Source organism: Micromonospora sp. C51, assembly GCF_018070435.1.
GTDB lineage: Bacteria > Actinomycetota > Actinomycetes > Mycobacteriales > Micromonosporaceae > Micromonospora > Micromonospora sediminimaris.
In genome coordinates this window covers 1-10,725 of record NZ_JAGPXQ010000082.1, presented here as the reverse complement: position 1 = coordinate 10,725, position 10,725 = coordinate 1, and the positions used below count along the sequence as shown (strand labels likewise).

Below are 10,725 nucleotides of genomic sequence, written 5' to 3'. Positions count from 1 at the left end.
ATGGCGGAGGGGAAACGCCCGGTCTCATTCCGAACCCGGAAGCTAAGCCCTCCAGCGCCGATGGTACTGCACCCGGGAGGGTGTGGGAGAGTAGGACACCGCCGGACATTCTTCCCGTTCAGGGCCATCCACCAGGGTGGCCCTGAACGCGTTTCAGGGGTCTTCGCGCCAGCGCCAAAGCACGTCCCAGCGCACGGCCTCGACGACGTGTTGATTTACCACGTGCGGCTCAACGGCTCAACCTGGACGGCACCGACAGCACGGTCGGTCTGGTGCTGGGAGCGGCGCTCTGGTGTGTCTTCCCGCTGATGGAGGAACCGTCCTGGTGGCACTACCCCGCAGCCGTCAGTCGCGGGTCTGCATGCTCTCCCTGATCTGCCGCAGCAGACCGGCGGAGTCGTCGACCGAACGGTCGGGGAACATGGCCAGCACCACGCTGCCGTGGTCGGCCCAGCCGCAGACCGCGAAATCACCGCCCTCGCCGCCGGTGCTGCCGCACTTCATCACGCCACCCAGCCGCCCCGGCGACACGCCGCGGAGCCCGGTCACGGCTGCGGTCTCGTCTGCCATCAGCTCGAACAGACTTTCCAGATCCCGCTCCGGCTGCCACAGCAGAGTGGTGCCTCCGAAGATCAGAACCGATCGCCGGGCGTCGGCCGGGTCCTGGTAGACGGCGCCGAAGCTGCTGTCGAGCTGAATGTCGGCAGCCAGCCCGCTCCGCAGGTAGTCGGCGGTGCTGGCAGCCCGGTCACTGCTGTCCAGACGAAGACCGCCTACCTGGTCGGGGATGGTGAGCCGGGCGTCCTTCTGTTGCACGATCCGCCAGCCCCAGGTGCCGAGCGCGCCCACCCCCATCAGCGCGATGATCGCGAGCACCACCACGACCAGACGTCGCCGCCGAGACCGTACGCCGGGCCGGTCGGTGCCGTCTGCCGGCTCGCGGTCGCCCAGCTCGATCGGCTCGTCGGTCAGCTCGACCGGCGGAGCTCCCTCGTCGAGCTGGCGGGCGCTGAGATGTGCGTCGGACATAGCCGACACCGTACGCGAACGACAGGTGGCGCACGTCGGGTCCGTCGAAGCGCTCCGTAGACTTTCAGGGTGACCGAGAGACTGGATGCCCGACGCCCCGACGCCCCGACCCTTGCCGGCCAGTATCAGCCGAGCGAGGTAGAGCAGCGGCGGTACGAGCAGTGGGTAGCCGACGGTCGATTCCGGGCCGCCGCGGACAGCGATCGGCAGCCCTTCACCATCGTCATCCCACCGCCGAACGTCACCGGCTCGCTGCACATGGGTCACGCGCTCGACCACACGGTGCAGGACGCCCTGGTGCGGCGTAAGCGGATGCAGGGCTACGAGGCGCTCTGGCTGCCGGGCATGGACCACGCGGGCATCGCCACCCAGAACGTGGTCGAGCGGCAACTCGCCGCGCAGGGGCTCTCCCGCCACGACCTGGGCCGGGAGAAGTTCGTCGAGCGGGTGTGGGAGTGGAAAGCCTCCTCCGGCGGCGCGATCCTCGGCCAGATGCGCCGGCTCGGCGACTCGGTGGACTGGGCCCGGGAACGCTTCACCATGGACGAGGGCCTGTCCCGCGCCGTCCAGACCATGTTCAAGAAGCTGTACGACGACGGCCTGATCTACCGGGCGAACCGGATTATCAACTGGTGTCCGCGTTGCCTCACCGCCCTGTCCGACATCGAGGTGGAGCACACCGACGACGACGGCGAGCTGGTGTCGATCCGCTACAGCGACGAGGTGGTGGTGGCCACCACCCGGGCGGAGACCATGCTCGGCGACACGGGGGTCGCCGTGCACCCGGACGACGAGCGGTACCGCCACCTGATCGGCACCGAGGTCGAGCTGCCGTTGACCGGGCGGCGCATCCCGATCGTGGGCGACGTGCACGTCGACCCGTCGTTCGGCACCGGCATGGTGAAGGTGACCCCGGCGCACGACCCGAACGACTTCGAGATCGGGCAGCGGCACGATCTGCCCACTCTGACGATCATGGACGAGCGGGGGGTCATCACCGCGCCCGGCCCGTTCGAGGGACTGGACCGGTTCGAGGCCCGCCCGGCCATCGTGGCGGCGTTGCGGGCCGACGGACGCGTCGTCGCCGAGAAGCGGCCGTACGTGCACGCCGTCGGCCACTGCTCCCGGTGCCGGACCACCGTCGAGCCCCGATTGTCGTTGCAGTGGTTCGTCAACACCTCGCCGCTGGCCAAGGCGGCCGGCGACGCGGTACGCGACGGTCGGGTGCGCATCGAGCCGGCGGAACTGGCCAAGCGCTACTTCGCCTGGGTCGACAACATGCACGACTGGTGCATCTCCCGGCAACTCTGGTGGGGCCACCGGATTCCCGTCTGGTACGGCCCGGCCGGCGAGGTGGTCTGCGTCGGGCCGGACGAGCAACCGCCGACCGGCGAGGGTTGGCACCAGGACGAGGACGTGCTGGACACCTGGTTCTCCAGCGGCCTCTGGCCGTTCTCCACGCTGGGCTGGCCGGAGCAGACCCCGGACCTGGCGAAGTTCTACCCGACCAGTGTGCTGGTCACCGGGTACGACATCCTGTTCTTCTGGGTCGCCCGGATGATGATGTTCGGCCTGTACGCGATGGACGGCCGGCAGCCGTTCGACGTGATCGCCCTGCACGGGATGGTCCGGGACGAGCACGGCAAGAAGATGTCCAAGTCCTTCGGCAACGTGGTCGACCCGCTGGACTGGATCGACAGGTACGGCGCCGACGCGACCCGGTTCACCCTGGCCCGGGGCGCCAACCCCGGCGGCGACGTGCCGGTCAGCGAGGAGTGGTGCCAGGGCTCGCGGAACTTCTGCAACAAGCTCTGGAACGCCACCCGGTTCGCCCTGATCAACGGTGCCCACACCGACGGCCCGGTGCCGGACGCCGGACGGCTGTCGACCGTCGATCGGTGGATCCTGTCCCGGCTGGCCCACGTCACCGCCGAGGTCGACGAGCAGTTCGAGTCGTACGAGTTCGCCAAGGTCTGTGACCTGCTGTACCACTTCGCCTGGGACGACGTCTGCGACTGGTACGTGGAGCTGAGCAAGCCGGTGCTGGCCGGCGGTGGCGAACCGGCCGAGGTCAGCCGGCGGGTTCTCGGTCACGTGCTGGACCAGCTGCTGCGGCTGCTGCACCCGGTGATCCCGTTCGTCACGGAGGAACTGTGGACGGCACTCACCGGCGGCGAGACGGTGCTGACGGCGGCCTGGCCCACGGCAGACCGGGCGCTCATCGACGACGCGGCCGAGACGGAGGTGGCCACCCTTCAGCGGGTGGTGACCGAGGTCCGCCGGTTCCGCTCCGACCAGGGCCTGCGCCCGACCCAGCGGGTCGCGGCCCGGCTCGACGGGCTGTCCGGTGCCGGTGTGGCGGCGCACGAGCCGTTGATCCGGTCGCTGGCGCGGCTGGATCCGGCCGGTGACGATTTCCAGGCCAGTGCGACGCTGGCCATGCCGGGCGAGGTCAGTGTCGCGTTGGACACCCGGGGCTCGATCGACGTAGCCGCCGAGCGGGCCCGGTTGACCAAGGATCGCGCGGCGGCGGAGAAGGAGGCGGGGCAGGCCCGGGCGAAGCTGGACAACCCGGCGTTCGTCGGCAAGGCCCCCGAGCACGTCGTATCCAAGATCCGCGAACGATTGGCGGTCGCCGAGGCCGACCTGGCTCGCATCGATGCCGCCCTGGAGGCACTTTCCTCGTGACCGACCCTGTCGACCGCACCGACCGCGTCCGCGCCGACCGGCCGGGCGCCGAACCCAGCGAACCGACCGACCGCGCCCGTACCGGTGATCGTGCGGGCGCGGACCGCCGGGAGCGGGCCGGCCGGGCCGATCGTGCCGCCTTCGCGCAGGTGGAAGCCGAACTGGCCGCGCGTGGCTTCACCCGGATGGTCTTCGAGCTGGACCGCATCTCGTCCCTGCTGGACCTGCTGGGCAGCCCGCAGCGGGCGTACCCGTCGATTCACCTGACCGGGACCAACGGCAAGACCTCCACGGCCCGGATGATCGACTCGCTGCTGCGGGCCTTCGGGCTGCACACCGGGCGGTACACCAGCCCGCACCTGGAGACGGTGCGGGAGCGGATCAGCCTGGACGGCGAGCCGGTGGACGAGGCCCGGTTCACCGCCGTGTACCAGGAGGTGAAGCCCCTGGCCGAACTGGTCGACGACCGTTCGGCCGAGCCGCTGACCTACTTCGACATGACCACGGCGCTGGCCTTCGCCACCTTCGCCGACGCTCCCGTCGACGTGGCCGTGGTCGAGGTGGGTCTCGGTGGCGCCGAGGACGCCACAAACGTCATCCAGGCGGGGGTGTGCGTACTCACCCCGGTCGGGCTCGATCACACCGAGTGGCTCGGTGACACGCTTCAGGACATCGCGGTGGCCAAGGCCGGCATCATCCACCCCGGTGCCACGGTCATCTGCGCCGCCCAGGAGGAGGAGGCCGCCCGGCCGATCCTGCAACGCTGCGCGGAGGTGGGCGCGACCGTGGCCCGGGAAGGCTCGGAGTTCGGCGTACTGCGCCGGGCTGTCGCGGTCGGCGGTCAGGTGCTCACCCTGCAAGGGCTTGGTGGGGTGTACGAGGAGGTCTTCGTCCCGCTGCACGGTGCCCACCAGGCACAGAACGCGGCGGTGGCGCTGGCCGCCGTCGAGGCGTTCCTCGGTGCGGGTGCCCGTCGGCAGCTCGACGTGGAGGCGGTGCGGGAAGGCTTCGCCGCCGCCAGTTCCCCGGGGCGGCTGGAGCGGGTGCGCTCCGCACCGACGATCCTGCTCGACGGCGCACACAATCCGCAGGGCATGGCGGCCACGGTCACCGCGCTTCAGGAGGAGTTCGCGTTCAGCAAGCTGGTCGCCGTCATGGGTACGCTCGCCGACAAGGACGCCGCCAGCATGCTGGAGCTGCTGGAGCCGGTGGTCGACCAACTGGTGGTGACGCGGAACAGCTCGCCCCGGGCCCTGCCGGCCAAGGAGCTTGCCGCGCTGGCTGCGGAGGTGTTCGGCCCGGACCGGGTCGAGGTGGCCGAGGAGATGCCGGACGCCATCGAGGCGGCGGTGGCGCTGGCCGAGGAGGACGTGCCGGGCGAGCTGGCCGGCGTCGGGGTGCTCATCACCGGTTCCGTGGTGACCGTGGCTGACGCCCGTCGGCTGCTGAAGCGATGACCGGCGACGGCGACGGCCAGCCCCGCCGGTCGGGCCTGCGCGACCCGCAGCGGGCGGTACGCGGGCTGGGTGCGGCTGCCCTCGCCCTGGAGGCGCTGGTGCTGCTGCTGGCGATTCAGCCGATCCGGGCGGTCGGCGCTGATCTCGGTGGCGCGGCGATCGCCGTGGTCGTGGCGCTGGCCGTGGTCGCCGCCGTGCTCGCCGGCATGATGCGCCGGCCGTGGGCCTGGCACGCCGGCACCGTGTTGCAGGGTCTGCTGCTGCTGTCCGGCCTGCTGCACTGGTCGCTGTTCGTGCTGGGCGTGATGTTCGCGCTGGTGTGGGCGTACGCGCTGCATGTGCGTCGGGTGATCCTGGGCTGACGGCAGCCGCGGCGGGCGCGCGTCGGGCTACCGGCGGCCGACGGGCCCCGATCACGCCTCGGCGAGTTCCCGCCACTGGGTCAGCGCGATGCCATGCCCGTCGGGGTCGCGGAACGCCGCCGCCCACACCTCCAGCTTGCTGCCACGGTTGACCACCCGGGGCGGGTAGGTGAATCGGACTCCGGACTCGCGCAGCCGCTCGTACGCCGACTGGATGTCGTCCACGTCGAGGTTGACGTGGACCAGCCGGCGGCTGATCGGCTGGGCTCCGGTCACCTCGCGTAGCACCAGGCGGGTCGCCCCCGAGGAGAGCACGGCGTTGGCGGCACCCCGGTCGACCTCGGTGAAGCCGAGTCGATCCCGGTAGAACTCCAGCGAGCGGGACAGCTCGGTCACCAGCAGGGTGATGCCCACCCCGCTGATCGGGGCCGCCGGATCGGCGGCGTCCGGGTCGAAGCCGAAGATCGCCTCGTCCAGTTCCCCCGCGTCGACCGCCTCCGCCCGGTCCGCAGCGGGCTGCGGGTGATCGTCGACAGTCCGACGGTCGGCGGACGTCGCCTGGCTACTGGTCGTCGGGCGCTCGGTGGTGGCCGTCGGGCGCGGTTCCGGATCGTCGAGCGGCAGGTCGAGCGGGTCGAGGGGATCCATCGGGTCGGTCAGGCCCGAGGCCGGGCCGGTCGGTGGCGGCGCTGATCGCCCCGGGGGCACCGGATCGCCCGTCAGGTCGGCAGGTTCGTCTCCGGTCGAGGTCGGCGCTGGGCTGAGCGGTTCCTCGGTGAACCGCTCGTCGGCGGGCATCCGTGGCGCGGGGGTGGCGCGGCGGGGCAGCCGCTGCTCGTCGGAGCGTTCCACCACGGTTCCCTCCAGCACGACCGGTCGGCCGGGACGCTGGCGTACCCGCACCGTCTCGTGGTGCTCCACCGGCTCGGCCGCGGCATCGTGCGGTCGGCTGTCCGACGGACCGCCGAGTGGACCTTCGGACGGACCGCCGGAGGGGTCGTGGAAGTCGTCCTCCGGTGCCCGACCGGCCCACGGTGGCGCCTCCTGCCCGATCAGCACCTCGTCCGGCGGCACCGTGGCGAACTCGGGGGGCAGGTCGGCGGTGCTGCCGGCCTCGGTGTGGGTGAGCACCTCGTCCCAGAGCACCCGGACGTGTCGCGGGTCGTCCAACGCCACCCGGATCGGCAGGGTCTGCCCCAGCGACGGCCACTTCGACACCGGAACCCGCGGCTCGATGATCTTCTTGGAGCGGGGCGGCAGCCCGGGCGCGTCGATCACCAGTTGCAGTTCGCAGCGACCGAAGGCGTACTGGGTCGGCGGCTCGGAGGCGCTGTGCACGTGGCCGGCGCCGACGACCCAGGTACGGCCGCCGCTGCGCACGGTGGCCAGCGCGATCGCCAGGGCCAGCAGGGCGGCACCGAGTGCGACGATGGCCCAGCTGGTCATGCCCAGGCCGAAGAGGATGACGAAGGTGGCCACGGTGCCCAGCACCGCGGCGATCAACTTGCGTACCGGTGCGATGGGTCGGTTGCCGCCACCATTCGCCACAGTGGACCTCCCGGGGGTCAGGGCCAGGCTAGGCCGGATCGGGGGCCGGGGGAAGGCCGGCCACCGCGCCGGCGCCGGGACCGGGTCGCTAGGCTGACCGTACCCAGCCCGACCGGCTTCCGCTCTGAGGAGGAACCCAGCGTGTCCAGCAGCAGCCCGGACGACCGCACGCTCGTCCTGATCAAGCCCGACGCGGTCCGCCGAGGACTGGTGGGCGAGATCATCTCCCGGTTCGAGCGCAAGGGGCTGCGGATCGACGCGATGGTGTCCCGGACGATGGACGCCGCGCTGGCCGACGAGCACTACGCCGAGCACGTCGACAAGCCGTTCTACCCGCCGCTGAAGGCGTTCATGACCGGTGGCCCGCTGGTCGCGCTCGTGCTCTCCGGCGACCAGGTCATCGAGGTGGTACGGGGCCTGATCGGCGCCACCGACGGGCGTAAGGCCGCCGCCGGCACGATCCGCGGCGACCTGTCCCTGTCCAACCGGGAGAACCTGGTGCACGCCTCCGACTCGGCCGACAGCGCCAAGCGCGAGCTGGCGCTCTGGTTCCCCGAACTGGGCTGAGTCAGCCGCTCGGCTCAGGCCGTCCAGGGCAACTTGTCCGGGTTGGCCACCAGGAAGATGTCGGTGATCCGACCGGCGGCAGTGCCGAGGGTGACCGCGTACGCGTCACCGGCGGCGGTGACCACCACGGCGGCCGGCTGGCCGTTGAGTTCCGTGCGCCGGACGGTGAGCGGCCAGCTCTTCTCCCGGATGCCCAGCAGGAACCGGACGACCCGGTCGGCGCCGGTGACCGGATTGCGGGCGGCCCGTACCCGGCCGCCGCCGTCGCTCCACGCGGTCGCGTCCGCGGCGACCAGGTCGGTCAGCGCGGCCAGGTCGCCCTCGGTCGCGGCGGCGATGAACGCCTCCAGCAGCCGTTCCTGCTCGGCCCGGTCGGCGGTGAAGCGCCGCTGGTCGCGCCCGATGCGCAGGCTCGCCCGGTGGTGCAGCTGGCGGCAGTCCTCGGCGGAGCGGTCCAGCAACTCGGCGATCTCGGCGTAGGGCAGCTCGAAGGCGGTGTGCAGCACGTACACGGCGCGCTCCGGCGGGGTGAGCCGCTCCAGCAGGTGCAGCAGCGCGGTGGAGAGCGATTCGCGCAACTCGGCACGCTCCAGCGGCCCGAACGGCGACGGCGCGGTCGACACCGGCTCCGGCAACCACGGCCCGACGTACGTCTCGCGGGCGGCCTGCCGGGCCCGTAGCCGGTCCATCGACAGGTGGGTCACCACCCGGGACAGGTAGCGACGCGGTTCGCTCACCTCGGCGCGGTCGACCCGTAACCAGCGCAGGTACGCCTCCTGGAGGATGTCCTCGGCGTCGTGGCGGCTACCCAGTAGCCGGTAGGCCAGCCCGAGCAGCATCGGCCGGTGCGCGTCGAGCGCACCGGCCGCCTCCGCCGCGTCGACCGGACTCACACGTCCGTCGGCAGCTCGTTGCGGAAGGTCACCGCGATCCGGTTCCACACGTTGATTGTGGCAATCGCCAAAACCAGGTCGGCGAGGGCCTTCTCCGGCCAGACCTTCGCCGCGGCGTCCCAGACGTCGTCGGGCACGCCGTGTTCGCCCAGCTGGGTGACCGCGTCGGTCAGTGCGAGCGCGGTGCGTTCCCGCTCGTCGAAGAAGGGCGCCTCCCGCCAGGCGGCCACCGCGAACAGTCGCCGGCTCGACTCGCCGGCGCCGAGCGCCTCCCGGCTGTGCATGTCGACGCAGTACGCGCAGCCGTTCAGCATCGACGCGCGCAGCTTCACCAGTTCCAGCACGGTGTGGTCGACGTTGACCCGGACGTACTTCTCCAGCCCCAGCACGGCGCCGAAGGCCTCCGGTGCCACCTCGGCCACGTTGATCCGTTGCATGACAACCTCCCCGATAGTTCGGTCTGACACCGCCTCGACGGATCGCCCGGCCCGTCGCGTGACAAATGGGGCATGTGACGCCGGTCATGCGCCGTTTCGGCGGCGGTCATCCGGACAGACGCCGACGGCCACGTCCGCCCGGTAGACCGAAGCGGTCAGTCCCCGTACTCAGGAGAAACGATGACCGAACTCGACCGACGTACCCTGCTGCGGGCCGGTCTGCTCGCCGGCACCGGTGTGGCCGGCGGTGCGCTGCTGGGTGGACCGGGCGCGCTCGCCGGGCCGGCCTGGCGGCCCGCCGGGCGGCCGGTGCTGACGCACGGAGTGCAGAGCGGAGCCGCCACGGCGGACTCGGCGGTGCTCTGGACCCGGGCTGACCGCCCGGGGCGGATGATCGTGGAGGTGTCCCGCCGGCCCGACTTCCGGGCCGCCCGCCGGTTACCTGGGCCGGTGCTGACCCCGGACACCGATTTCACCGGCAAGGTGCGGCTACCCGGGCTGCCCGGCGCCGAGCGGCTGCACTACCGGGTGCGGGTGGAAAGCCTGGACCGGCCGGGCCTGGCCAGCGCGCCGTCGACCGGCTCGCTGACCACCGCCCCAGTGCCGCACCAGCGGCGCGACGTGCGGTTCGTCTGGACCGGGGACATCGCCGGTCAGGGTTGGGGCATTGCACCTGACTTCGGCGGGATGGAGATCTTCCGGGCGATGCGGGAGTGCCGGCCGGACTTCTTCCTGTGCAGCGGTGACACGGTGTACGCCGACAATCCGCTCACCGAGACGGTGACGCTGCCCGACGGGCGGGTGTGGCGCAATCTGGTCGTGCCGGAGAAGCTCAAGGTTGCCGAGTCGCTGGCCGAGTTCCGTGGGCAGTTCGCGTACAACCTGCTCGACGAGCATCTGCGGGCGTTCGTCGCGGAGGTGCCCCAAGTCAACCAGTGGGACGACCACGAGGTGACCAACAACTGGTATCCGGGGGAGGTGCTGACCGACAGCCGCTACACCGAGCGCCGGGTGGATGTGCTGGCCGCGCGGGCCCGGCGGGCCTTCGACGAGTGGCTGCCCACGCCGTCGCGCGGACCGCGCTACCGACGGCTGCGGTACGGCCCGTTGCTGGATCTCTTCGTGCTCGACATGCGGACCTACAAGGACCCCAACGACGGCAACACCTACGCCGATCCGAAGCGTGGCCTGCTCGGCGCCGAGCAGCGGGCCTGGCTGATCCGGGAACTGACCCGCTCCCGGGCCACCTGGAAGATCATCGCCACCGACCTGCCGCTGGGGCTGGTGGTGCCCGACGGCGCGGGCGCGCAGGAGGGGGTGGCACAGGGTGACCCGGGTGCTCCGGCCGGGCGGGAGCTGGAGTTCGCGCAGGTGCTCGGTGCGGCCCACCGGGCGGGGGTGACCGGGATCGTCTTCCTCACCGCGGATGTGCACTACACCGCCGCGCACCACTACGACCCGGCGCGGGCAGCGGTCGCCGACTTCACGCCGTTCTGGGAGTTCGTCTCCGGGCCGGCGCACGCTGGTGCCTTCGGCCCCAACGCGCTGGACGGCACCTTCGGCCCGAAGGCCGTCTTCGTCAACGCCCCACCGCGGGCCAACACCTCCCCGGCAGAGGGCTTCCAACACTTCGGCGAGGTGCAGATCGACGCCGAGACCCGAGCCCTCACCGTCCACCTCCGGGACCGCGCTGGACGCTCCCTCTGGACCACCACCCTCCCCACCCCCTAACTCGACACCCCCC

At 71.6% G+C, this 10,725-nt stretch carries 9 protein-coding genes and 1 rRNA gene; 6 read left to right on the top strand and 4 right to left on the bottom strand.

All coding sequences use genetic code 11. The features are described 5' to 3' along the window. Positions 1 to 107 (top strand): 5S ribosomal RNA (rrf, locus tag KBX50_RS32380); the annotation flags it as partial. A gap of 238 nt (positions 108 to 345) precedes the next feature. Here rrf and KBX50_RS32375 read toward each other — a convergent pair. Next, complete coding sequence (locus KBX50_RS32375) at positions 346 to 1,029, bottom strand: hypothetical protein (protein WP_210941643.1); 684 nt, start codon at positions 1,027 to 1,029, stop codon at positions 346 to 348. 69 nt (positions 1,030 to 1,098) lie between these two features. On the opposite strand from KBX50_RS32375, the gene KBX50_RS32370 reads away from it, so the two are divergent. From KBX50_RS32370 to KBX50_RS32360, 3 genes are all read left to right on the top strand, one after another. Continuing rightward, positions 1,099 to 3,717, top strand: coding sequence for a valine--tRNA ligase (locus tag KBX50_RS32370; RefSeq protein WP_210941642.1), 2,619 nt, complete (start codon positions 1,099 to 1,101; stop codon positions 3,715 to 3,717). A gap of 185 nt (positions 3,718 to 3,902) precedes the next feature. Next, complete coding sequence (locus tag KBX50_RS32365; RefSeq protein ID WP_247674874.1) at positions 3,903 to 5,174, top strand: folylpolyglutamate synthase/dihydrofolate synthase family protein; 1,272 nt, start codon at positions 3,903 to 3,905, stop codon at positions 5,172 to 5,174. Next, positions 5,171 to 5,536 (top strand): DUF4233 domain-containing protein, encoded by a 366-nt coding sequence (locus tag KBX50_RS32360; protein WP_210941641.1) that lies wholly within the window; start codon positions 5,171 to 5,173, stop codon positions 5,534 to 5,536. The genes KBX50_RS32365 and KBX50_RS32360 overlap by 4 nt, the downstream gene beginning before the upstream one ends. 51 nt (positions 5,537 to 5,587) lie before the next feature. Here the strand turns inward: KBX50_RS32360 and KBX50_RS32355 are convergent, their stop codons facing one another. Beyond that, entirely contained in the window at positions 5,588 to 7,084 is a 1,497-nt protein-coding gene (locus tag KBX50_RS32355; protein WP_210941640.1) for a VOC family protein, read from the bottom strand. 141 nt (positions 7,085 to 7,225) lie between these two features. Here KBX50_RS32355 and ndk point away from each other — a divergent pair, with 141 nt between their 5' ends. Beyond that, positions 7,226 to 7,651, top strand: a complete 426-nt coding sequence (ndk, locus tag KBX50_RS32350; protein ID WP_210941639.1) for a nucleoside-diphosphate kinase — start codon at positions 7,226 to 7,228, stop codon at positions 7,649 to 7,651. 14 nt (positions 7,652 to 7,665) lie between these two features. Here the strand turns inward: ndk and sigJ are convergent, their stop codons facing one another. Together sigJ and KBX50_RS32340 are read right to left on the bottom strand one after the other, a co-directional pair. Then, a complete protein-coding gene (gene sigJ / locus KBX50_RS32345) occupies positions 7,666 to 8,544 on the bottom strand; it encodes an RNA polymerase sigma factor SigJ (RefSeq protein ID WP_307871143.1) in 879 nt (292 codons plus the stop codon). Then, the gene (locus tag KBX50_RS32340; RefSeq protein ID WP_210941638.1) at positions 8,541 to 8,981 is read right to left on the bottom strand and encodes a carboxymuconolactone decarboxylase family protein; all 441 of its coding nucleotides are present in this window, start codon (positions 8,979 to 8,981) and stop codon (positions 8,541 to 8,543) included. The genes sigJ and KBX50_RS32340 overlap by 4 nt, the downstream gene beginning before the upstream one ends. Positions 8,982 to 9,161: 180 nt before the next feature. Between KBX50_RS32340 and KBX50_RS32335 the strand changes: the two genes are divergently transcribed. Beyond that, positions 9,162 to 10,712: an alkaline phosphatase gene (locus KBX50_RS32335; protein WP_210941637.1), complete on the top strand. Its 1,551-nt coding sequence runs from the start codon at positions 9,162 to 9,164 to the stop codon at positions 10,710 to 10,712. Positions 10,713 to 10,725 lie beyond the last annotated feature (13 nt).

Bases quoted from the DNA above. Each gene is read 5' to 3' on its own strand.
- KBX50_RS32375 (WP_210941643.1), bottom strand. From the start codon at position 1,029: ATGTCCGACGCACATCTCAGCGCCCGCCAGCTCGACGAGGGAGCTCCG.
- KBX50_RS32365 (WP_247674874.1), top strand. From the start codon at position 3,903: ATGGTCTTCGAGCTGGACCGCATCTCGTCCCTGCTGGACCTGCTGGGC.
- KBX50_RS32360 (WP_210941641.1), top strand. From the start codon at position 5,171: ATGACCGGCGACGGCGACGGCCAGCCCCGCCGGTCGGGCCTGCGCGAC.
- KBX50_RS32340 (WP_210941638.1), bottom strand. From the start codon at position 8,981: ATGCAACGGATCAACGTGGCCGAGGTGGCACCGGAGGCCTTCGGCGCC.
- KBX50_RS32335 (WP_210941637.1), top strand. From the start codon at position 9,162: ATGACCGAACTCGACCGACGTACCCTGCTGCGGGCCGGTCTGCTCGCC.